The organism is Streptomyces cinnabarinus (genome assembly GCF_027270315.1).
In the GTDB taxonomy this organism is placed as follows: domain Bacteria; phylum Actinomycetota; class Actinomycetes; order Streptomycetales; family Streptomycetaceae; genus Streptomyces; species Streptomyces cinnabarinus.
Genome location: NZ_CP114413.1, coordinates 3099064 through 3121066 on the forward strand (window position 1 = coordinate 3099064; position 22003 = coordinate 3121066).

General features: G+C 71.5%; 18 protein-coding genes and 1 pseudogene. 12 read left to right on the top strand and 7 right to left on the bottom strand.

Annotated elements, in window-relative coordinates; translation table 11 throughout:
* From STRCI_RS13980 to STRCI_RS14005, 6 genes and pseudogenes are all read left to right on the top strand, one after another.
* Positions 1–963, top strand: coding sequence for an ABC transporter permease (locus STRCI_RS13980; protein ID WP_269659261.1), 963 nt, complete (start codon positions 1–3; stop codon positions 961–963).
* Positions 960–2933 carry a dipeptide/oligopeptide/nickel ABC transporter permease/ATP-binding protein gene (locus STRCI_RS13985; protein ID WP_269659262.1) on the top strand — a complete coding sequence of 658 codons (1974 nt, stop codon included), beginning with the start codon at positions 960–962 and terminating at the stop codon, positions 2931–2933. The genes STRCI_RS13980 and STRCI_RS13985 overlap by 4 nt, the downstream gene beginning before the upstream one ends.
* Positions 2930–3067 (top strand): annotated as a pseudogene (locus STRCI_RS13990) (peptide ABC transporter ATP-binding protein); the annotation flags it as partial. The gene STRCI_RS13985 and the pseudogene STRCI_RS13990, both read left to right, overlap by 4 nt.
* Positions 3068–3132: 65 nt before the next feature.
* Positions 3133–4146, top strand: a complete 1014-nt coding sequence (locus tag STRCI_RS13995; RefSeq protein WP_269659263.1) for an oligopeptide/dipeptide ABC transporter ATP-binding protein — start codon at positions 3133–3135, stop codon at positions 4144–4146.
* Complete coding sequence (locus STRCI_RS14000; protein WP_269659264.1) at positions 4143–5069, top strand: dihydrodipicolinate synthase family protein; 927 nt, start codon at positions 4143–4145, stop codon at positions 5067–5069. Before STRCI_RS13995 ends, STRCI_RS14000 begins: the two co-directional genes overlap by 4 nt.
* A gap of 114 nt (positions 5070–5183) precedes the next feature.
* Positions 5184–6671: an FG-GAP and VCBS repeat-containing protein gene (locus STRCI_RS14005; protein WP_269659265.1), complete on the top strand. Its 1488-nt coding sequence runs from the start codon at positions 5184–5186 to the stop codon at positions 6669–6671.
* A gap of 28 nt (positions 6672–6699) precedes the next feature.
* Here STRCI_RS14005 and STRCI_RS14010 read toward each other — a convergent pair whose 3' ends face one another.
* The 6 genes from STRCI_RS14010 to leuA all read right to left on the bottom strand — a co-directional run bounded on the left by STRCI_RS14010 (position 6700) and on the right by leuA (position 14757).
* A complete protein-coding gene (locus tag STRCI_RS14010; RefSeq protein ID WP_269659266.1) occupies positions 6700–7887 on the bottom strand; it encodes a sialidase family protein in 1188 nt (395 codons plus the stop codon).
* Between the two features lie 39 nt (positions 7888–7926).
* Positions 7927–8589 (bottom strand): response regulator transcription factor, encoded by a 663-nt coding sequence (locus tag STRCI_RS14015; protein ID WP_269659267.1) that lies wholly within the window; start codon positions 8587–8589, stop codon positions 7927–7929.
* Positions 8586–9755 carry a sensor histidine kinase gene (locus STRCI_RS14020; RefSeq protein ID WP_269664547.1) on the bottom strand — a complete coding sequence of 390 codons (1170 nt, stop codon included), beginning with the start codon at positions 9753–9755 and terminating at the stop codon, positions 8586–8588. Before STRCI_RS14020 ends, STRCI_RS14015 begins: the two co-directional genes overlap by 4 nt.
* A 102-nt stretch (positions 9756–9857) precedes the next feature.
* Positions 9858–11948 carry an MMPL family transporter gene (locus tag STRCI_RS14025; protein ID WP_269659268.1) on the bottom strand — a complete coding sequence of 697 codons (2091 nt, stop codon included), beginning with the start codon at positions 11946–11948 and terminating at the stop codon, positions 9858–9860.
* Between the two features lie 150 nt (positions 11949–12098).
* Positions 12099–12794 carry a TerB family tellurite resistance protein gene (locus tag STRCI_RS14030; RefSeq protein WP_269659269.1) on the bottom strand — a complete coding sequence of 232 codons (696 nt, stop codon included), beginning with the start codon at positions 12792–12794 and terminating at the stop codon, positions 12099–12101.
* A gap of 241 nt (positions 12795–13035) precedes the next feature.
* Positions 13036–14757, bottom strand: a complete 1722-nt coding sequence (gene leuA / locus STRCI_RS14035; RefSeq protein WP_269659270.1) for a 2-isopropylmalate synthase — start codon at positions 14755–14757, stop codon at positions 13036–13038.
* 320 nt (positions 14758–15077) lie between these two features.
* Here leuA and STRCI_RS14040 point away from each other — a divergent pair, with 320 nt between their 5' ends.
* Genes STRCI_RS14040 through STRCI_RS14055 form a run of 4 tightly spaced genes read left to right on the top strand, consistent with a single transcriptional unit; the run spans position 15078 to position 19039 of the window.
* Positions 15078–16151: a M4 family metallopeptidase gene (locus STRCI_RS14040; protein WP_269659271.1), complete on the top strand. Its 1074-nt coding sequence runs from the start codon at positions 15078–15080 to the stop codon at positions 16149–16151.
* Between the two features lie 20 nt (positions 16152–16171).
* A complete protein-coding gene (locus STRCI_RS14045) occupies positions 16172–16438 on the top strand; it encodes a protealysin inhibitor emfourin (RefSeq protein ID WP_269659272.1) in 267 nt (88 codons plus the stop codon).
* A 46-nt stretch (positions 16439–16484) separates the two neighbouring features.
* Positions 16485–17801 (top strand): GH1 family beta-glucosidase, encoded by a 1317-nt coding sequence (locus STRCI_RS14050; RefSeq protein ID WP_269659273.1) that lies wholly within the window; start codon positions 16485–16487, stop codon positions 17799–17801.
* On the top strand, positions 17798–19039 hold the full coding sequence (locus STRCI_RS14055; protein WP_269659274.1) for an MFS transporter: 1242 nt from the start codon (positions 17798–17800) through the stop codon (positions 19037–19039). The genes STRCI_RS14050 and STRCI_RS14055 overlap by 4 nt, the downstream gene beginning before the upstream one ends.
* A gap of 217 nt (positions 19040–19256) precedes the next feature.
* Here the strand turns inward: STRCI_RS14055 and era are convergent, their stop codons facing one another.
* Positions 19257–20210, bottom strand: coding sequence for a GTPase Era (gene era, locus STRCI_RS14060; protein ID WP_269659275.1), 954 nt, complete (start codon positions 20208–20210; stop codon positions 19257–19259).
* 149 nt (positions 20211–20359) lie between these two features.
* Here era and STRCI_RS14065 point away from each other — a divergent pair, with 149 nt between their 5' ends.
* Positions 20360–21661 carry an ammonium transporter gene (locus tag STRCI_RS14065; RefSeq protein ID WP_269659276.1) on the top strand — a complete coding sequence of 434 codons (1302 nt, stop codon included), beginning with the start codon at positions 20360–20362 and terminating at the stop codon, positions 21659–21661.
* Positions 21658–21996, top strand: coding sequence for a P-II family nitrogen regulator (locus STRCI_RS14070; RefSeq protein WP_269659277.1), 339 nt, complete (start codon positions 21658–21660; stop codon positions 21994–21996). Before STRCI_RS14065 ends, STRCI_RS14070 begins: the two co-directional genes overlap by 4 nt.
* The last annotated feature ends 7 nt before the right edge of the window (positions 21997–22003 follow it).

A 22003-nucleotide genomic window follows, 5' to 3' on the forward strand; every position in this document is an offset into this window, starting at 1 on the left:
ATGACGGCCGTCGTACGGATCCTGCTGCGCCGGATCGTCCTGCTGGTGCCGCTGACGCTCGGCATCGTGCTCTTCGTGTTCCTGGTGATGCGCTTCTCGGACGTCGACCCGGCGTCCGCGTTCTTCCAGGGCGCCAACCCCACCGCCGAGCAACTGCGCCAGTTCCGCGAGGAGAACGGTCTGCTGGACCCGCTGCCCGTGCGCTACTTCGCCTTCGTCGGCGATCTGCTCCACGGCGACCTGGGCACCAGCGTGCTCACCCGGGGCGAGGTGGCCGACCAGGTGCTGACCGCGCTGCCGCTGACCACGCAGCTCACCTTCCTGGGGCTCGGCATCGCGGTCGTGCTGTCGCTGCTCGGCGGGCTCACCGCGGCCGTGTACCGGGACCGGCTCCCGGACCAGATCATCCGGGTGGTCTCGCTGACCGGGGTGGCCGCGCCCGGCTTCTGGCTGGCGCTGCTGATGATCCAGTACCTGGCGGTCGAGCTGGGCTGGTTCCCGGCCGGCGGCTACATCAACCCGGCGGACTCCTTCACCGGCTGGCTGAAGACGATGACACTGCCCGCGCTCGCCCTCTCGCTGCCGGTGGCGGCCCAGCTGACCCGGATCGTGCGCACCTCGATGGTGGAGGAGCTGGACAAGGACTACGTCCGCACCGCGATCGGCAGCGGTCTGCCACCGCGGGTGGTGGTGGGCCGGAACGTGCTCAGGAACGCCCTCGTCAATCCGCTCACCGTGCTCGGTCTCCGGGTCGGCTATCTGCTGGGCGGCGCGGTCGTCATCGAGACGATCTTCTCGCTGCCCGGCATGGGCAAGCTGATGATCGACGCGGTGAAGAACGGTGACCCGGCGGTCGTCCAGGGCGTGGTGCTGACCACGGCGTTCGGCTTCGTCATCGTCAACCTGGTGATCGACATCCTGTATCTGCTGGTCAACCCGCGACTGAGGGACTCGGCCGCATGATCATGAACCGCAAGGAACTCACGAAGGGGCTCGCCCGCCCCGGCGTCCGGCTGCGCGGCTGGCACCGCCTGCCGCTGATGTCGAAGTTCGCCGTCGGCTTCCTGGCCCTGGTGGTCCTCGTCGCCGTGTTCGCGCCGCTGCTCGCCCCGCACGATCCGCTGGACCAGCAGCCCCCCGTCGACGGCACCGGACACCCCTCCGCCGAGCACTGGATGGGCCAGGACAGCCTGGGCCGCGACATCCTCAGCCGGCTGATGTACGGGGCCCGCTGGTCGCTGGCGATCGGGCTCGGCGCGACCGGGCTCGCCCTGGTGGCGGGCGCGCTGATCGGGGCGGTGGCGGCGACCTCCCGCAAGGCGGTCGACGAGACGCTGATGCGCTGTCTCGACGTGGTGATGGCGTTCCCCGGCATCGCCCTTGCCGCCGTCCTGGTCGCCGTGTTCGGCGGCGGGATCACCGTCCTGATCTGCGCCATCGCCTTCCTGTTCACCCCGCCGGTGGCCCGGGTGGTGCGGGCCAACGTGCTCGATCAGTACAGCGAGGACTATGTGACCGCGGAACGGGTGATCGGCGCCCGCACCCCGCACATCGTCTGGCGTCATGTGGCCGTCAACTGCGCCGCCCCGATCCTGGTGTTCTGCACCGTGCAGGTCGCCGAGGCCATCGTCTTCGAGGCGTCGCTGTCCTTCATCGGCGCGGGCGTCCGGCCCCCCGACCCGTCCTGGGGCAGTGTCATCGCGGACGGCAAGAACATGGTGCTGACCGGGGGTTGGTGGGCGACCGTCTTCCCGGGCCTGGTGATCCTGTTCACCGTGCTCGCCCTGAACATCCTCTCCGAGGGTGTCTCGGACGCCTGGGCGGCTCCGGCGGCCCGCGAGGTGGAGGTCCCCGAGGAGGCGGACCGGCTCCAGGCGCCGGAGCCCGGCGGTGGCGAGGTGGTCGCCCTGCCCGGCCTGGCGGAGGCCGCGCGAAGACTGCGCTCCCGGGCCCGCCCACTGCCCACGGACGCCCAGCCGGTGCTGGCCGTGGAGAACCTCGCCATCGGCTTCCCGGACCGCCACCGGGGCGTGGACATCGTCGACGGGATCAGCTTCGAGGTGCGGCCCGGCGAAGTGCTGGGCCTGGTCGGCGAGTCGGGCTGCGGCAAGTCGCTGACCGCGCTGACGATCATGGGGCTCCAGCCCAAGGGCGCCCGGGTGCGCGGCCAGGTCCGCTTCCACCAGCGGGACCTGCTGGCCGAGCCGATGCGGGCCCGGCGCAAGCTGCTCGGCCACGAGATGGCGATGGTCTACCAGGACGCCCTGTCCTCCCTGAATCCGGCGATGACCATCCGCGCCCAGCTCAGGCAGGTCGTACGGCGCGGCGGCCGACGCGGCCCCGCGGAACTGCTCACCCTGGTCGGCCTCGACCCCGAGCGCACCCTGCGCAGTTACCCGCACGAACTGTCCGGCGGCCAGCGCCAGCGCGTACTGATCGCCATGGCCCTGTCCCGGGACCCGGGACTGATCGTCGCCGACGAGCCGACGACCGCCCTCGACGTCACCGTGCAGGCGCAGATCATGGCGTTGCTGCTGCGGCTGCGCGAGGAGCTGGGGTTCGCGCTGATCCTGGTCTCGCACGACCTGGCGCTGGTCGCGGAGGTCACGGACCGGGTGGTGGTGATGTACGGCGGACAGGTCGTCGAGACCGGCGTGACCGCCGAGCTGGTGGAGGCACCGGCGCATCACTACACGCGCGGCCTGCTCGGCAGCGTGCTGTCGCTGGAGGGCGCCGCCGAGCGGATGACGCAGATCAGAGGCGTCGTGCCGTCCCCCGCGGACTTCCCCGCCGGCTGCCGCTTCGCCGACCGCTGCCCCCGGGCGACCGAACGGTGCCTGACCAGCCGCCCGGACCTGACCGGCACCCACACGCACACGGCCGCCTGCCATGACCCGGCGGTCGAACCGGCGACGACGGAGGCCGCGCAGTGAACGCGATCGTCGAACTCACGAACACCCACGTCGTCCACAAAGCCCGCAGCGGCGGGGTGTTCACCCGGGACCGCGTGTACGCCCTCAGCGGCGCCGACCTCGCCGTGACGCCCGGCGAGACGGTCGGGGTCGTGGACACCCCACCCACCCCCACAACCCGCCGCCCGACAGCCGACCCGAACACGACGGAGCCCTTCAGATGAACGCGATCGTCGAACTCACGAACACCCACGTCGTCCACAAAGCCCGCAGCGGCGGGGTGTTCACCCGGGACCGCGTGTACGCCCTCAGCGGCGCCGACCTCGCCGTGACGCCCGGTGAGACGGTCGGGGTCGTGGGCGAGTCCGGGTGCGGGAAGTCGACGCTGGCGAAGGTGCTGGTGGGGGTGGAGCGGCCCGCGTCCGGCACGGTAAGCTTCCGGGGCCGCGACCTGTGGGCCATGCAGCCCGCCGAGCGCCGCGCCACGGTGGGCCGCTCCACCGGGATGATCTTCCAGGACCCGTCCACGGCCCTGAACCGCCGGCTGCCCGTCCAGCGGATCCTGCGCGACCCGATGGACGTCCACGAGCAGGGCGGGAAGCGGGAACGCGAGGACCGGGTACGGGAGTTGATGGCGCTGGTCGGCCTGCCCCGGGCGCTCGCCGACGCCCTGCCCGGCCAGCTCTCCGGCGGTCAGCGGCAGCGCGTCGCCATCGCCCGCGCCCTGGCCCTCGACCCCGATCTGGTGGTCGCCGACGAGCCGACCAGCGCCCTGGACGTCTCGGTCCGCGCCCAGATCCTCAACCTCCTGCTGGACCTCAAGGAGCGCCTGGGCCTGGCCCTGGTCTTCGTCTCGCACGACATCCAGACGGTACGGCGGATGAGCGACCGGGTGATCACCATGTACCTCGGCCGGATCGTCGAGGAGACCCCCGCCGACCGGGTGACCGACCGCTCCTGTCACCCGTACACCCGCGCCCTGTTCTCCGCCACGCCCGGACTGCTGCACGCCGTGGACCCGATTCCGCTGGTCGGGCCGGTCCCGTCGGCGGTCCGGCCGCCCAGTGGCTGCCCCTTCCGGACCCGGTGCTGGAAGGCGACGGAGCTGTGCGCACAGGTGATGCCGGAGTTTTCCGACGCGTCCAGCCCGGGGCATCGCTACCGCTGCCACCATCCTGTCGAGGAGGACCGGTCGACCCACGACCTGGCACAGTCCGCAAGGGAGCCGTCATGAACCCGCTCACCGGTGTCGTCCCGCCCGTCTGCACGCCCCTGACACCGGACCGCGAGATCGACGTCCACTCCCTGCTCCGGCTGGTCGACCATCTGGTGGACGCCGGGGTCCAGGGCCTGTTCGTGCTCGGCTCGACCTCGGAGGCGGCATATCTGACGGACCGGCAGCGCAGGCTGGTCGTCGAGACGGTGGTCCGGCACGTGCGCGGCCGGCTGCCGGTGCTGGCCGGGGTCATCGACATGACCACGCCCCGGGTGCTGGACCAGGTGGCCCGGGTGACGGCGGCCGGGGCGGACGCGGTGGTGGCGACCGCCCCGTTCTACGCGGCCACCCACCCCGCCGAGATCGCCCGCCACTTCCGGCTGATCGCCGCCGGAAGCCCGGTCCCCGTCATCGCCTACGACATCCCGGCCGCGGTGCACACCAAGCTCCCCGCCGACCTGGTCCTGCAACTGGCCGCCGAGGGCGTACTGGCCGGGCTGAAGGACTCCAGCGGCGATCTGGCCGCCTTCCGCGAGATCGTCACCGGCGCCCGCGCCCACCCCGACATCTCCGACTTCAGCGTGCTCACCGGCTCCGAGCTCTTCGTCGACGCGGCCCTGGCGCTGGGCGCGGACGGGGCGGTGCCCGGACTCGCCAACGTCGACCCGCACGGCTACGTCCGCCTGGACCGGCTCAGCCGCGCCGGTGACCGGCACCGGGCACGGGCCGAACAGGAGCGGCTGTGCGCCCTGTTCGGCATGGTCCGGGCCGGGGACCCGGCCCGGATGGGCGGCAGTTCGTCGGCGCTCGGCGCCTTCAAGGCGGCCCTGCACCTGCGCGGCGTCATCGACTGCCCGGCCACCGCCCACCCCCAGGTGCCGCTCTCCGAGGACGAGGTGGGGCGGGTCGGAAAGTTCCTGGCCGCGGCGGGTCTGCTGTGAGGTGGACACCGGATGGACTGCGTACAACCATTCGGTTTCACCACGGGTCTTGAGGGGGTGCGCGGGCGCGAACTGACGGCCCGTCGCACCACCGCACTCTGAGCAGGAGGCCCTGTGCGCGAGCGCACACTTCGTATGACGGTGGCCACCGCCGTGGCGTTGGCGGCTTCGGCCGCTCTCGCACCGATGGCGCAGGCCGCCCCGGCCGCCGGTGCCGCTACAGGTCTGGCGAAGGCCGACTTCAACGGCGACGGTGTCGCCGACGCGGCCACGGCCGCACCCCGTGCCACCGTGAGCGGCCATCAGGGCGCCGGGTACATCGCCGTGACCTACGGCAGCCGCACCCTGGCGCTGAAGGACCAGACCCGCAAGGTCCACCACCAGAACAGCACCGGGGTCCCGGGCGGCGCGGAGGCCGACGACCAGTTCGGCTCCTCCCTGACGACCGCGGACCTCGACGGCGACGGCTACACCGACCTCGTCGTCGGATCGCGCGGCGAGGACTCCGCGGACCTCTACGCGTCGGGCACGCTGACCGTGCTGTGGGGCGCCAAGGGCGGCCTCACCGGCGGCACCGTCGTCAAGGGCGTCGGCGGCGAGCAGCTCGGCCGGGCCCTGACCTCCGGTGACTTCGACGGGGACGGCCACCTGGACCTGGCCACCGGCACCTCGGTCTCCTACGGCCCGTTCGGCCGGAGCACAGGACCGGCCCGCACCGAGGCGATGGACGTCCGCGTCGACGGCGCGGAGGAGGAGTTCTGGAACACCCCCGCCCTGGCCGCGGGGGACGTCAACGGCGACGGCATCAGCGATGTCGTGGTCGTCGTCTCGCACGGCGAAGGGGAGCTGCCGTACCACGGTCCCCGTCTGGTGGAGTACTTCGCGGGCAGCAGGGACGGACTGACGGCCGCGCAGGTGCTGAAGGACGCGAAGACCGGGCAGAACCTGGACGGCGGCCGGGACGTCGCCGTGGGCGACCTCGACCGGGACGGCCACGCCGACATCGTGCTCGGCCGCAGCGGCGAGGAGGACATGGACGGCACCGAGGAGGTCACGGCCCTGGGCGGCGCCGTCGAGATCGTGCGCGGTACCGCGTCCGGCCCGGACACCACGACCCCGCGCACCCTGTTCCACCAGGACAGCGCGAATGTCCCGGGCACCGCCGAGTACGGAGACGACTTCGGCGCCGCCGTCTCCCTCGGCGACGTGAATGGCGACGGCCGCCTCGACCTCGCGATCGGCGCCCCCGGGGAGGACGTCGGCACCCTGGCCGGCGCGGGTTCGGTGACGGTCCTGCCGGGCGGTGCCACGGGGCTCACCGCGACGGGCGCGAAGTCCTTCACTCAGGACACCACCTCGGTGCCCGGCACCGCCGAGCAGGCCGACGCCTTCGGCGGCGCCGTGCACCTGGCCGACACCACCGGCGACGGGCGGACGGAGCTGTTCGCCGGAGCGCCGCGTGAGAACTCCTCGGCCGGTGGGGTCTGGGCACTCAGGGGCGCGTCCACCCAGGTGACCGCCACCGGCTCGGCCTCCTTCGGCCCGTCGGCGCTGGGGATGGCCTCCTCGCAGGGCAACCTGGGCGCGTCCTTCAACGGCTGACGCCACCCACGGCCGCCGGCCGGATCCCCTAGTACAGCTGCCCGGCCGGCAGCCGGCGGAACTCGATCGACTCGTACGGGCTGCTCGTGCCCGTCTCGTACAGCACGCCGACCGTGTCCGGGTCGACCTGGACCAGGTCGGAGTAGGCGGCGCGCTCCTCGGAGAGGGTCACCGCCCTGGTGAACGACACCCCGCCGTCGCTGCTGCTCCAGACGGCCATGGACTGCCGGGCGGTCGGCACGGACGGGCCGGAGAACAGCAAGGGCGCCCCGTCCTGCGGGAGTTGGAGGACGCTCGCCTGCACCACCGGTACCTCGTCGAGGGTGGGCTGGACGGCGTACGGCCGCAGCAGCGACCGGGCGCCGTCCGGGGACCAGCCGTCGAGGCGGTGGCCCGGGTCGGTGCCGTGCTGGTCACGGGAGTTGAAGTAGAGCCTGCCGTCGGGGAGTTCGGCGGCCGTGGACTCGTTGGCGTTGACCTTGCCGTCGTAGACGTCGTCCACGAACCCGAGTTGCCAGGTGTCGCCTCCGTCGTCGCTGTAAATGGCGTGACCGCCGTAGTACTTGGGCTCCTGCCCGGAGTCGGCGGAGCCCTCCGGCGGGGCCGCGGAGTGGTTCGAGGGAACCACCAGGCGTCCCGCGTGCGGACCGTGCCGCAGCGCGACCGCGTGCCCGGGACCGGTGGCGTACCAGCGCCAGTCCGCGGGCTTCACCTGCTCGGTGATGTCCCGCGGCTCGCTGAAGCGCAGTCCGTCGTCCCAGCTCTTCTGGACGAAGACCCGGCGACTCTGCTCCGGTGTCACCTCGCCCCGCATGATCTGCCCCTCGGTCACCGCACCGCTGTTGTAGGAGGTGACCAGCACCACCGCGCCCGTCAGCGGGTCCACCACCGGCGCGGGATTGCCCCGGGTGTCGCCGTCCCCGGCGGCCACCACGGACAGCGGGCCCCAGGTGCAGCCGCCGTCGGTGGAGCGTCTGAGGACGACGTCGATGTCACCGGTGTCGCCCGCGCCGTCGTGCCGGCCCTCGGCGAAGGCCAGCAGCGTGCCCCGGCCGGTGGTGACCGTCGCCGGGATGCGGTACGTGTCGTAGCCGCCCTCCCCCGAGGCATAGGGGACCGAGGAGGCGCAGCCGTCGGCCGCCGAGGCCCGGCCGGTCGTGGTGAGCGGGGTGAGGAGTACCGCGGTGACGAGGAGTGTGCGGCTCAGCAGGGTCATCGAGCTCCCTTGACGGAATGTCACATATCGACCTGTCCGTCACATGGTTCCCGGAGTCACCAGACCCGACTCGTAGGCGACGATCACCAGCTGGGCCCGGTCGCGCGCGCCCAGCTTGCCCATGATGCGGCTGACATGGGTCTTCGCGGTGAGCGGGCTGAGCCCCAACGCGTCCGCTATCTCGGCGTTGTTGAGCCCGCGCGCGACCAGCGTGAGCACCCCGCGCTCCCGCTCGGAGAGGACGTCGGGACCGCCCACCGCGGGGGTCGAGGGGCTGCGTAGAAATCGCGCGATCAGCCGTGCCGTGGGTCCCGGCGACAGCAGCGCCTCCCCGGCGGCGACCGTGCGGATCGCGTCGAGGAGTTCGGCCGGACGGGTGTCCTTCACCAGGAAGCCGGAGGCCCCGGCCCGCAGCGCCTCCACGATGTACTCGTCGGTGTCGTACGTCGTCAGCACCAGGACCCGTACTCCGGCGAGCTCGTCGTCGGCCGCGATCAGCCGGGTCGCCTCGATGCCGTCGAGGTCGGGCATCCGGATGTCCATCACGATGAGGTCGGCCGGCTCCTTGCGGGCCAGCTCCAGCGCCTCCCGGCCGGTGGCCGCCTGCCCGACGACCTCCATGTCCGGCGCGGACTCGACGAGCATGGCGAACGCGGCCCGGACGAGGGTCTGGTCGTCGGCGAGCAGGACGCGGATGGTCACGTGGTTCCTCCCAGCGGAAGTACGGCGGACACCTGGAAGCCGCCCGGTTCGCACGGCCCGGCGTCGAGTGTGCCGCCCACGCTGCGGGCGCGCTCGCGCATTCCGACCAGCCCGAAGCCCGGTGTCTTCCCGGAGGTCGGTCCGGTGCCGTCGTCGGTGACGGCGAGATGCAGGGCGCCGTCCCGTTCGTGCAGGTCGACCCGGACGGCCGGTTCGGGTCCCGCGTGCCGTACGGCGTTGGTGAGCGCCTCCTGCACGATGCGGTAGACGGCGGCGCCCACGGCCGGGGGCGCCTGCCGGATCCGTACCGTCTGCTCCACCCGCGCGCCCGCGAGCCGGGCGGCCTCCACCAGGTCGGGCACTCCGTCGAGGCCGGGCAGCGGGCCGCGCGGGTCGGCCGGGCCGGGCTCGCGCAGCACCTCCAGGGTGGTGCGCAGTTCACCGCGCGCGCTGCGGCAGGTCTCGGCGATGTCGTCGAGGGCCTTGGCGACCGTCTCCCGGTCGAGCCGCTCGGGATCGGCGGACAGCACATGCGCGGCGACCGAGGTCTGCACACCGATCAGGGTGATGCTGTGGGCGAGCAGGTCGTGCAGGTCCCGCGCGATGCGCAGACGTTCCTCGGCGACCCGGCGGCGGGCCTCCTCCTCGCGGGTGCGCTCCGCGCGCTCGGCGCGTTCGAAGACCGCGGCGATGTACTGCCGGTAATAGCGGACGTCGATGCCGACGAAGATGACGGCGAGGACCCAGCCGTAGATGCGCAGCAGTTCGGCGGCCTGCTTGTCGCCGCCGAGGCTGAGCATTCCGGCCAGCGAGAGGCCGAGTCCCGCGGCGGACACCACGAGGGTGCGGAAGGGGCGTTGGGTGACGGTGACCGTGTACAGCGCGATGAACGAGGCGGGCACGGGAGCGGTGTGGTTGTTGTCGAGCATGTGGTACGGCAGGACGCACGCCACCACCACCGCGAACACCAGTAGTGGCCGCCGCCGCCGCCACACCAGCGGCAGATGGGCGGCGATCAGGAGCGTCCAGCCGACCGCGTCGGGCCGGCGCCCGGCGTCGGTGACCAGGCCCAGGCACATGGCCAGGAGGGCCGCCGCGGTCGCGAGCAGGGCGTCGTTGCGGGTGCCGTGGGGCGCGGTCATCGGGTCCCGGTTGATCGCGGCCATGATCCGCTCACCGATCCGGGGCCGCACCGCTGCGTTGGGTGGCTGCACGGGCTCATCCTCCGCTAGAAGGGCGCCCCTCCGGGAGGGAGGGGCGCCGGTCGGTCAGTGGGCGGCCGCGGTCATCCGCTCCGGCTCCTTCGGCGGTACGGGGTGCTCGGGCTCCTTGGACAGGGGGCCCGGCCACCAGACCTTGCGGCGCAGGGCGACGCTCGCGCTGGTCACCAGGTAGGTGCGGACCAGGAAGGTGTCGAGGAGCACACCGACCGCGATGACGAAGCCGAGCTCGACGAGCTGCACCATCGGCATGTTGGTGAGCACCGCGAAGGTGGCGGCGAGGACCAGGCCCGCGGAGGCGATGACCCCGCCGGTGGTGCGCAGCGCGGTCAGCGCGGCGACGTCCGGTTCGGCGCCGTTCAGGGACTCCTCGCGCATCCGGTGCATCAGGAAGATGCCGTAGTCGACGCCGAGGGCGACCAGGAAGACGAAGGAGAGCAGTCCGAGGCCCGGGTCCGTGCCCTCGAAGCCGAAGAGCGGTCCGAAGACGAGCCCGCCGATGCCGAGGGCGGCGCCCCACACCGCGACCACGGCGGCGACCAGGATCAGCGGCGCGACCAGCGAGCGCAGCAGGGCGATCAGGATCAGCAGCACCGACAGCAGCACGATCGGCACGACGATCAGCCGGTCCCGGGCGTTGGTGTCCTTCAGGTCGATCTGCTCGGCGCTGGGTCCGCCGACGTAGGAGCCGTCCAGCCGGTCCCGCAGGTCCTCGATGGTCGCCGTCTCCCCCGCGGACTGCGGTGCCGCGGTGGCCAGTACGGAGATCTCGGTCCAGCCGCCGCCACTGCGCCCGGGCTCGGCGCTGTCCACGCCCCGGGTGTCCCGGATCTCGGCGAGGGTGGTCTCGGCCCGGTCGGCCGGGGTGATGACGCTGATCGCCTGGGTGCCGCGCTCGGGATAGGCGGCGGCGAGTGTCTCCATCGCGGCGACCGCGTCGGGCTTGCTGGTGAAGGAGTCCTCCTGCTTGAGGCTGCCGGGCAGGTTGAACGTGCCGAGCGCCAGCGCGCCGAGCAGCAGACCACCGCCGACGAGCACGGCCACCGGGCGGCGTCCGGCGGAGCTGCCCATCGCGGCGAACAGCGACCGGCGGGCCTTGGGGGTGCTGCCGTAGCGCGGGATCAGCGGCCAGAACACGCGGCGGCCGAGCAGTACGAGTACGGCGGGCAGCAGCGTCAGCATCGCGACCAGCGCGCACAGCACGCCGACGGTGCCGAGCGGGCCCATGCCCCGGCTGGAGTTGAGGTCGGCGGCGAGCAGGCACAGCAGTCCGGCGGCGACCGTCCCGGAGGAGGCGAGCACGGCGGGCCCGCAGCCCTTGAGCGCGGCGACCATGGCCTCGTACGGCCGCTCGATGCGGCGCAGTTCCTCGCGGTACCGGGAGACGAGCAGCAGCGCGTAGTCGGTGCCGGCGCCGAAGACGAGGATCGTCATGATCCCGGAGCTCTGGCCGGAAACCGACGTACCGAACCACTGGTTGAGGCCGTAGGCGACACCCATGGACAGGTAGTTGGCGACGCCGGCGACGAACAGCGGCACGAGCCAGAGGAAGGGACTGCGATAGATGATGATCAGCAGCAGTGCGACCACGGCGACGGTCGTGTAGAGCAGCGGTCCGTCGAGCGAGTTGTAGACCTCGGAGGCGTCGGTGGCCAGCGCCCCCTCACCGCCGACCTCGACACTCAGCCCGTCCTCGCCCGTCGCGACCTCCCGCACGGCGTTGACCAGCTCGTCCCGCGCCTTCTCGTCCGTGCCCGGCTCGTTGCTGGCCACGGGGTACATCAGCGTGGAGCCGTCCTTGGACGGAACCCCCACCGGCTCGGCGATCAGCCGGTGCGCACCGGCGATCTCCTCGATCTGCCCGGCGGCGGTCTCCCGGTCGGCCTCGGTCAGCCCTCCGTCCCGCTGATAGACCACCACCATCTGCGTGGTCTCACCGCCGGGCAACTGGTCCTGGATCTTGGCGACCTGGGTGGAGTCGGCGCTGGCGGGCAGGTAATCGACGGCCCGGTCCCGCTGCACGTCGGCCAGCTTCGAGGAGAACGGCGAGGCGATCGCCAGCACGACGATCCACAGCCCGAGCATCACCCAGGGCACGGCACGCCGCCGCCCCCGATCAGAAGTCCTTGCGGCCCCCATGATTCGGGCCTCCCTCCGTTGCGCGTTGTCTGGGTCGGGTTCCAGACTTCCGTCGCGAAGGGCTTCGTTCGTCGGGCGGGAGGGCGAGTTGGGCGGTACTGCCGGGGGCGGCACGACGCCCCGATTACTCCCCAGGGAGTACTGCGACGACTACGACGGCGTGCGCGCCGCCGCCAGCAGTCGGGTCACGTCGTCGGCGCAGATGGTCAGGGCCGCGCCCACCGTGGCGAGGACCTCGCGTTCGGCGGGGGTGTACGGGCCGTCCGCCAGGGCGATGCGGGCGCCCTGGAGGAGGATCGATTCGCGGCCCGCGGGGGCGAGGTGCGGGGCGAGGGGGTCGAGCGCCTCGTGGAGCTCTATGGCCAGGCCCGCTCCGCAGGGCTCGCCGAGGACCCGTCCGGTGTCCGCGGCCAGCGCCTCCACCAGCGCGTCCAGCTGTTCCTCGGTGCAGTCGTCGAAGCCGGCCGCGCGGACCGCGGAGGCGGCGGTCTCCAGGGCCGTACGGGCGCAGCAGCCGCCCGCGGCGAGGACCGCGAGGGCGACGGTGTGCACGGCGTCGCGGAGCATGGCGGAGAAGCGGGTGGTGGTCGGATGGTCCAGGACATCGGTGCCGAAGTGGCGACGGCAGGCCGCGCACTCCACCACCGGCCCGGTCTCGCCCCGCGGCAGCACCGGCACACCGAGCAGGGTGAACCGGCGGCGACCGGTCAGCCGCTGGTAGTTGCGGTCCCCTCCGCAGCCGGGACAGAAGAACTCACCGTCACCGACGGCCGTCCACGCCACGCGGGTGCCCAGGATGCGGGCAGGCCTAGCGGCACGGCCGTTTCGTCCCCGTCCTGGCAGCACGTCGCACCTCCGCGAAACCCCGCGGCAACGTCGCCGCGCTTGCGTGATGTTAGCCACATCCCCCGGGCCGAGTCAGCACCTTGGACGAGACCTTTCCGTGACCTCCACGAGGAATGGCCGGTATACGACGATCCCCGCCCCCTGAAAACAGAGGGCGGGGATACCCACCTAGGGGCGCGGGGAACTGCGCGACAAGCCACGACGGCGCGGCACCCGACCGACGACCACGCGCGGCACCTGCCTACCGCGCGGCCCGGTTCACGGCGGAGACGACCGCCTTCAGCGAGGCACGCGTCGTGTTCGCATCGATCCCGATCCCCCACAGCACCTTGCCGTCGATCGCACACTCGATGTACGACGCGGCCTGCGCGGACGCACCCTCGCTCATCGTGTGCTCCTGGTAGTCCAGCAGCCGTACGTCGATCCCGATCGACTGCAGCGCGTCGAAGAAGGCCGAGATCGGACCGTTGCCCGTACCGGTCAGCACCGTGTCGGCGCCGTCGACGGTCGCCTCCACCTTCAGCGTGTCCACACCGTCCGTGTCCGTCGTCGACTGACCGGTGCGGACCTGGATGCGGCCCCACGGGTTCTCCGGGTTCGGCAGGTACTCGTCCTGGAAGACCGACCAGATGGCGGACCCGGTGACCTCGCCGCCCTCCGCGTCCGTCTTGGCCTGGATCAGCTTCGAGAACTCGATCTGCATCCGGCGCGGCAGGTCCAGCTTGTGGTCGTTCTTCAGGACGTACGCGATCCCGCCCTTGCCGGACTGCGAGTTGACCCGGATGACGGCCTCGTAGGAGCGGCCGACGTCCTTGGGGTCGATCGGCAGGTACGGCACCGCCCACTCGATGTCGTCCACGGTGACCCCGCGAGCCGCCGCGTCCGCCTCCATCGCGTCGAAGCCCTTCTTGATGGCGTCCTGGTGGGAGCCGGAGAAGGACGTGTAGACCAGGTCACCGACGTACGGGTGGCGCGGGTGGACCTCCATCTGGTTGCAGTACTCCCACGTACGACGGATCTCGTCGATGTCGGAGAAGTCGATCTGCGGGTCGACGCCCTGCGAGAACAGGTTCATGCCCAGGGTGACCAGGTCGACGTTGCCGGTGCGCTCGCCCTGGCCGAACAGACAGCCCTCGACGCGGTCGGCGCCGGCCATCAGCGCCAGCTCGGCCGCCGCGACGGCCGTACCGCGGTCGTTGTGCGGGTGGATCGACAGGCAGACGTGCTCGCGGCGGGACAGGTTGCGGCCCATCCACTCGAAGCGGTCGGCGTGCGTCGACGGGGTCGAACGCTCCACGGTGGCGGGCAGGTTGAGGATGATCTCGCGGCCGGGACCGGGCTGCCAGACGTCCATGACCGCCTCGCAGACCTCCAGCGCGAAGTCCAGCTCGGTGTCGGTGAAGATCTCGGGGCTGTACTGGTAGCCGAACTCGGTCTCCGGGTCCAGCAGCTTCTCGGCGTACTCCATCACCAGGCGGGTGCCGTCGACGGCGATCTGCTTGATGTCGTCCTTGGAGCCGCGGAAGACCACCCGGCGGAAGACGGGCGCGGTGGCGTTGTACAGGTGGACGTTGGCTCGCCTGGCGCCCTTCAGGGACTCCACGGTCCGCTCGATCAGGTCCTCACGGGCCTGGGTCAGCACGGAGATGGTGACGTCGTCGGGGATCGCGCCCGGCTCCTCGATGATGGAGCGTACGAAGTCGAAGTCCGTCTGGCCCGAGGCCGGGAACCCGACCTCGATCTCCTTGTAGCCCATCTTGACCAGCTGGTCGAACATCCGGCGCTTGCGCTCGGGCGACATCGGGTCGATCAGGGCCTGGTTGCCGTCGCGCAGGTCCGTGGAGAGCCAGCGGGGGGCCTGGGTGATGCGCTGCTCGGGCCAGGTGCGGTCCGGGATGTCCACCTGGTCGTAACGACCGTACTTGTGGATCGGCATGGACGTGGGCTGCTGGCGGTTCGCCATGATTGCGGGGCTCCTCAGGATGTCCGGAAGGACGGCCGACGACGCAACGCGAAGCTCCGCGGGGAGGGAGTCGACCTGGACTTACAGGCCCTCGCCGCGGCAGCTAAGAAGAAGCAGCCCGAAAAGCATGATGCGCAGCATGCTAGCCGAGCCGCCCGCGATACGGCGGTGTGTATCAGTATGCGGGACCGCACGGACGAATTGGACAAAAAGTGCGCCATACCACTTCCCGACCGTCGGATGGGCGCCTTGTCGGCACATTTCACCAATCATGGTTGCGGCTAGTGACAGCCGCATAACGCAGTGCAATGGTGCCGGGCATGACGAACCACGGGGGCCATGAGCCCGTCTTCTGCACCGTCGTACCGCCCCATGTCCTCGACAAGCTGGCCCAGGCCGACGACCCCGCGCTCGCCGGACCGGCCCGCCGGACCCTCCAGCGCGACGCCTACGAGCGCACCCACCGCCGGCTGACCACCGTGCTCGGGGCGCCCGCCGTCGCCCCGCCCGCGGACGCCGAGCCCGACAAGCCGCGGCGCACGGTCTACGACGCCCGGCACGGCACGGACCTGCCCGGCGGCAAGGTCCGCGGGGAGGGCGAGGAGCCCGGCAAGGACGCCACTGTCAACCGCGCCTACGCGGGCCTCGGCGCCACCTTCGAGCTGTTCCTGAAGGCCTACGAGCGCAACTCCATCGACGGCGACGGACTGCCGCTGGACGCGACCGTGCACTACGAGAAGGACTACAACAACGCCTTCTGGAACGGCGAGCAGATGGTGTTCGGCGACGGGGACGGGGAGATCTTCCTCGACTTCACCATCCCCATCGACGTCATCGGTCATGAACTCGCCCACGGCGTCACCCAGTACACCGCCAACCTCACCTACTTCGGCCAGCCCGGCGCCCTGAACGAGTCGATGTCGGACGTCTTCGGCGCGCTCATCAAGCAGTACACGCTTGGCCAGAGCGCCGCCGAGGCCGACTGGCTGATCGGCGCCGGACTGCTCGCCCCGCGGGTGACCGGCAAGGCGCTGCGCTCCATGAAGGAGCCCGGCACGGCGTACGACGACGACGTCCTCGGCAAGGACCCGCAGCCCGCGACGATGGACGACTACGTCCGCACCGGCCGCGACAACGGCGGCGTCCACATCAACTCCGGGATCCCCAACCGCGCCTTCTACCTGGCCGCCACCGCCCTCGGCGGCAACGCCTGGGAGCGCGCCGGGCAGATCTGGTACGACGTGCTGACCGGCGGCGAACTGAAGGCGCAGGCCCTCTTCACCGACTTCGCCACCCTGACCGCCGCCGCCGCGCAGGCCCGGTACGGCGACGGCAGCGAGGAACTCCAGGCGGTGCGGAAGGCCTGGGAGCAGGTCGGGGTGCGCACCCTGTGAACACGTACTAGACAGGGACCATGCGGATTCAGGTGAGGCGCACCGGAGGTTTCGCGGGCATCGAGCGGTTCGCCGAGGTGGACACCTCGGGGCGGCCCGATGCCCCCGAGTGGCACGCCCTGGCCGAGCGGGCGGTCGCCGCCGGCCGGGGCGAGCCGCCCATCGGGGTACCGGACGGGTTCAGTTACCAGATCACGGTGGACGGAAAGACGGTGTACTGCTCCGATCCCCGGCTGACCGAGGAACAGCGCGAGCTGATCAGCAAAGTGCTGAAGGAGGGCGCGTAACGGCTGGTTCACGCCGGGCCGTTGACTTCCGTTACCCCGGGTACCGATGATCCGGCGCATGGCGACGCAACCGATACCTCAGTTCCCGGCCGGTTTCCTGTGGGGCGTGTCGACCTCGGCCCATCAGATCGAGGGCGCGACCGAGCTGCGCGAGCCGTCCGTGTGGGACGCCTTCACGGACGTGCCGGGTCAGGTGAAGGACGGCTCGACGGCGGCGGTGGCCTGCGACCACTACCACCGCTACCGCGAGGACGTGGCCCTGCTGTCCGGCCTCGGGGTCGGCGCGTACCGCTTCTCGGTCTCGTGGCCGCGGGTGAACTCCCCCGGCGGCCTGGACTTCTACGACCGGCTGGTCGACGAGCTGTGCGCGGCGGGCGTCCGCCCGGTCCCCACGCTCTTCCACTGGGACCTGCCGGCCGGCCTCGACTGGCTTCAGCGGGACACCGCGTCCCGGTTCGCCGAGTACGTCTCCCGGGTCGCCGAGCGGCTCGGTGACCGCGTGCACAAGTGGATCACCCTCAACGAACCCGCCGAGCACACCCTGTTGGGCCACGCCCTCGGCGTGCACGCACCCGGCAAACGGCTGCTGTTCGACGCGCTGCCGGTCGCCCACCACCAGCTGCTCGCCCACGGTATGGCGGTACGGGCGCTGCGCGCGGCCGGGGTCACGGACGTCGGGATCGCCAACTCGCACGGGCCGACCTGGGCCTCGTCGAAGGAGGGCGCCGACGTCGAAGCGGCGGAGTTCTACGACGTACTCCTCAACCGCCTGTTCGCGGACCCGGTGCTGCTCGGTGAATATCCGGCAGGGCTGGGCGAGTTGATGCCGGGCGACGTCGAGGCGGACCTGAAGGTGATCGGCGAGCCGGTCGACTGGTACGGGATCAACTACTACGCCCCGACCAAGGTGGGCGCTCCGCAGGGCGCCGAGATCGAGTTCGGCGGTGTCTCCATGCCCGCCGAACTCCCCTTCTCCGTCCAGGAGATCAGGGACGTGCCGGTCACCGACTTCGGCTGGCCGGTGGTCCCCGAGGCACTGACCGAACTGCTCACCGGCTTCCACGAGCGCTACGGCGACCGGCTCCCGCCCGTCGTCATCACCGAGAACGGCTGCTCGTACGAGGGCCTCGACGACCAGCAGCGGATCGCCTACCTGGACGGCCACATCCGTGCCCTGCACCGGGCGGTCGCGGCCGGGGTGGATGTGCGCGGCTACTTCGTCTGGTCGCTGCTGGACAACTTCGAGTGGGCGGAGGGCTACGCGCGCCGCTTCGGCCTCGTCCACGTGGACTACGACACGCTGGAGCGGACCCCGAAGGCGTCGTACCGCTGGTACCGGGACGTGCTGCGGGCCCAGGGATGACGGCACCCGCCCTGGCCGAGCCCACGGACCGGGTCGGGCCGCGCTGGACGACGGCGCTGGCGCTCGCCAACTGGGCGGTCTGGGTGGGCTGGTACGGCCCGCTCCAGATCCTGCTCCCCGAGCAGTCCGAGGAGTTCGCGCCCGGTATCGGGATGTCGAAGGAGACGCTGCTGGCCTGGGTGACCGGGGTGGGCGCGGCGGTCTCGCTGGTGGCGAACCCGCTCTTCGGCGCGCTCTCGGACCGGACGACGGCCGGCTGGGGGCGGCGCCGGCCGTGGATCGTGGCAGGGGTGGCGGGCGGGGCGCTGTCGCTGCTGCTGCTCGCGGGCGCGGACGGGCTGTGGACGATGATCGTCGGCTGGTGTCTGGTCCAGCTGACCCTGAACGCGGCCTTCGCGGCGGTGACGGCGGCGGTGCCGGACCGGGTGCCGCGGCTCCAGCGGGGCTCGGTGGGCGGCTGGCTGGGGGCCGCGCAAATCCTGGGGGCGGTCGCCGGTACGGGGCTCGCGACGGCGGTGGGCGGGATCGCGGCGGGGTACGTGGCGTGCGCGGTGTTCGTGGTGGCGGGGGTGCTGCCGTACGTCCTGCGCGGCGGCGACTTCCGGCTGGCGGCCGACGAGCGACCGCCCTGGTCGCCGCGCGCCTTCCTCCGGAGCTTCTGGCTGAGCCCGCGCCGCTATCCGGACTTCGGCTGGGCCTGGCTGACCCGTTTCCTGATCAACCTCAGCAACGCGCTGGTGATCCTCTACCTGCTGTACTACCTCCGGGACCGGCTGGATCACGACGACCCGGACGAGGGCGTCCTGATCCTCACCGCCGTGAACAGCGTGACCTTGCTGGCCACGGTCGTGGTCGGCGGCGTCTGGTCCGACCGCGTGGGCCGCCGCAAGCCGTTCGTCCGCTGGTCCGGGCTGTTGATGGCGGCGGCGACGGCGCTCCTTGCGGCCTGGCAGACCTGGCCCGGCGCGATCGTCGTGGCGGCGCTGCTGGGCGTGGGCCTCGGCGTCTTCATGTCGGTCGACTTCGCCCTGATGACCGACGTCCTCCCCAAGGCCCTCGACCGGGGCAAGGACCTGGGCGTCATCAACATCGCCAACGCCCTCCCCCAGGTAGCGGCCCCCGCCCTGGCAGCCCCGATCGTGACCCACCTGGGCGGCTACCGGGTCCTCTACGGGGCGGCGGCGGTGATCGCCCTTGCGGGGGCGGTGCTGGTGGGCCGTATCAAGGGAGTGGACTGAGCCAGGGATCAACCCTCAGAACCCGAGCCGCCGAAGCTGCTTCGGGTCGCGCTGCCAGTCCTTGGCGACCTTGACGTGGAGGTCCAGGCTGCATCGACGTGCGGCTACCGCCGCGCGGCCGGCGTTCCGAGCAGTGCCTCGATCTGCCTGCGGGACACCGCCGACCCCCTTCAGCCGCTTGCCCAGGCGGCTCCGCCGCCACCCCCACCCGCTCCGGTCAGAACCCGAGTCGCCGAAGCTGCTTCGGATCCCGCTGCCAGTCCTTCGCGACCTTCACATGGAGGTCGAGGAACACCGGCGTACCGAGCAGCGCCTCGATCTGCTTGCGGGACTTGATGCCGACCTCCTTCAGGCGCTTGCCCTTCGGGCCGATGATGATGCCCTTCTGGCTGGGGCGCTCGATGAAAAGGTTGGCGTGGATGTCGAGCAACGGCTTGTCGGCGGGGCGGTCCTCGCGCGGGAGCATCTCCTCGACGACCACCGCGATGGAGTGCGGCAGCTCGTCGCGGACGCCCTCCAGCGCCGCCTCGCGGATCAGCTCGGCGATCATGACCTGCTCGGGCTCGTCCGTGAGGTCGCCCTCGGGATAGAGCGCCGGGCCCTCGGGCAGCATCGGGATCAGCAGGTCCGCCAACAGGTCGACCTGCTTGTTCGCGGTCGCCGACACCGGCACGATCTGCGCCCACTCGATGCCCAGTTCCTTGCCCAGCTGGTCGATCGCGATCAGCTGCTCGGCGAGGCTCTTGGAGTCGACGAGGTCGGTCTTCGTCACGATGGCGACCTTCGGGGACTTCTTGATCCCCGCCAGCTCCTTCGCGATGAAGCGGTCACCGGGACCGATCTTCTCGTTCGCGGGGAGGCAGAAGCCGATCACGTCGACCTCGGCCCACGTGGTCCGCACCACGTCGTTGAGGCGCTCGCCCAGCAGCGTGCGCGGCTTGTGCAGACCCGGGGTGTCCACCAGGATCAGCTGGGCGTCCGGGCGGTGCACGATCCCTCGTACCGTGTGCCGGGTCGTCTGCGGCTGGTCGGCGGTGATCGCCACCTTCTGCCCGACCAGAGCGTTCGTAAGGGTGGACTTGCCCGCGTTGGGCCGGCCCACGAAGCAGGCGAAACCGGCGCGATGGACGGCCTCGGCCGACTCCTCGGATGACTGGGTGCGAACGCTCATGCGCCCATTCTCCCTGATCCCCGGAGCGGCGCCGCACGGTGAGGCCCCGGAAACCCGCCCGCAATGAAACGCCCCCGAAACACATCGGTACACGACCGGAAACGCACACCCGTGAATCTCTGACGCACCCCCACCCCGTTGGAGACCCCGTGACCCTCGCCGCGCAAGGCATCGACACCGGTGACACCGCCTGGCTGCTCGCCGCCACCGCCCTCGTCCTGCTGATGACCCCGGGCCTGGCCCTGTTCTACGCCGGCATGGTCCGCACGAAGAGCGTCCTCAACATGCTGATGATGAGCTTCGTGGCGATCGCCCTGGTCACCGTGGTGTGGCTGGCCGCCGGATACTCCCTCGCGTTCGGCGAGGACACGGTCGCCGGGCTGATCGGCGGCCTCGACCACCTCGGCATGGCGGGCCTCGGCCCGGACAGCGTCCAGGGCACCGTCCCCACCGTTCTCTTCGCCACCTTCCAGCTCACCTTCGCGATCGTCACCGTCGCCCTGATCAGCGGCGCCATCGCGGACCGCGCGAAATTCGGGGCCTGGCTGGTCTTCGTACCGCTGTGGGCGCTGCTCGTATACGTTCCGGTCGCGCACTGGACCTGGGGCCCGGGTGGCTGGATCCTGAACCACCTCGGCGCCCTGGACTTCGCGGGCGGTCTCCCCGTCGAGATCACCTCCGGCGCCTCCGGCCTCGCGCTCTGCCTGATCATCGGCCCGCGCCTGGGCTTCAAGAAGGACGCGATGCGCCCGCACAACCTGCCCATGGTGATGCTCGGCGCCGGTCTGCTCTGGTTCGGCTGGTTCGGCTTCAACGCCGGCTCCGCCCTCGGCGCCAACGGTCTCGCGGCCGCCGCCTTCCTCAACACCCTCGCCGCCGGCTGCACCGGCCTGCTGGGCTGGCTCTTCGTCGAGCAGCGCCGCGACGGCCACCCCACCACCCTGGGCGCCGCCTCCGGCGCGGTCGCGGGCCTGGTCGCCATCACCCCGTCCTGCGGCTCGGTCTCCCTGCTCGGCGCCCTGGTGATCGGCCTGACCGCCGGCATCGTCTGCTCCTACGCGGTGAGCTGGAAGTTCAGGTTCAACTACGACGACTCCCTGGACGTCGTCGGCGTCCACCTGGTCGGCGGGATCATCGGCACCCTGCTGATCGGTGTCTTCGCGGTCGCCGAGATGACGGGCGGCCCCGAGGGTCTGCTGTACGGCGGCGGGCTCGCCCAGCTCGGCAAGCAGCTGGTGGCCGTGGTCGCGGTGGCGGCGTACACCTTCGGCGTGACGTACGGCCTCGGCAAGCTCATCGACCGCACGATCGGCTTCCGCGCCAGTGAGGAGCAGGAGCACACCGGCCTGGACCTTACGGTGCACGCCGAGACCGCATACGATCACGGCGTCCTGGGCCACGGTGCCCCGGTCACCTCCGCCACTCCCGCCCCCCAGAAGGCCAAGGCATGAAGCTCATCACCGCGATCGTGAAGCCCTACCGCCTCGACGAGGTGAAGTCGGCGCTCCAGGAGATCGGCGTGCACGGTCTGACCGTGACCGAGGCGAGCGGCTACGGCCGTCAGCGCGGCCACACCGAGGTGTACCGCGGCGCCGAGTACCAGGTGGACCTGGTGCCCAAGGTGCGGATCGAGGTGGTCGTGGAGGACGCGGACTCCGACGCCGCGATCGACGCGATCGTGAAGGCCGCGCAGACCGGCAAGATCGGCGACGGCAAGGTGTGGGCGCTGCCGGTGGACACGGTCGTCCGGGTGCGGACGGGCGAGCGCGGCCCCGACGCGCTCTGAGGAACCG

Bases quoted from the DNA above. Each gene is read 5' to 3' on its own strand.
- STRCI_RS13980 (WP_269659261.1), top strand. From the start codon at position 1: ATGACGGCCGTCGTACGGATCCTGCTGCGCCGGATCGTCCTGCTGGTG.
- STRCI_RS13985 (WP_269659262.1), top strand. From the start codon at position 960: ATGATCATGAACCGCAAGGAACTCACGAAGGGGCTCGCCCGCCCCGGC.
- STRCI_RS13995 (WP_269659263.1), top strand. From the start codon at position 3,133: ATGAACGCGATCGTCGAACTCACGAACACCCACGTCGTCCACAAAGCC.
- STRCI_RS14000 (WP_269659264.1), top strand. From the start codon at position 4,143: ATGAACCCGCTCACCGGTGTCGTCCCGCCCGTCTGCACGCCCCTGACA.
- STRCI_RS14010 (WP_269659266.1), bottom strand. From the start codon at position 7,887: ATGACCCTGCTGAGCCGCACACTCCTCGTCACCGCGGTACTCCTCACC.
- STRCI_RS14020 (WP_269664547.1), bottom strand. From the start codon at position 9,755: ATGGCCGCGATCAACCGGGACCCGATGACCGCGCCCCACGGCACCCGC.
- STRCI_RS14025 (WP_269659268.1), bottom strand. From the start codon at position 11,948: ATGGGGGCCGCAAGGACTTCTGATCGGGGGCGGCGGCGTGCCGTGCCC.
- leuA (WP_269659270.1), bottom strand. From the start codon at position 14,757: ATGGCGAACCGCCAGCAGCCCACGTCCATGCCGATCCACAAGTACGGT.
- STRCI_RS14040 (WP_269659271.1), top strand. From the start codon at position 15,078: ATGACGAACCACGGGGGCCATGAGCCCGTCTTCTGCACCGTCGTACCG.
- STRCI_RS14045 (WP_269659272.1), top strand. From the start codon at position 16,172: ATGCGGATTCAGGTGAGGCGCACCGGAGGTTTCGCGGGCATCGAGCGG.
- STRCI_RS14050 (WP_269659273.1), top strand. From the start codon at position 16,485: ATGATCCGGCGCATGGCGACGCAACCGATACCTCAGTTCCCGGCCGGT.
- STRCI_RS14055 (WP_269659274.1), top strand. From the start codon at position 17,798: ATGACGGCACCCGCCCTGGCCGAGCCCACGGACCGGGTCGGGCCGCGC.
- era (WP_269659275.1), bottom strand. From the start codon at position 20,210: ATGAGCGTTCGCACCCAGTCATCCGAGGAGTCGGCCGAGGCCGTCCAT.
- STRCI_RS14070 (WP_269659277.1), top strand. From the start codon at position 21,658: ATGAAGCTCATCACCGCGATCGTGAAGCCCTACCGCCTCGACGAGGTG.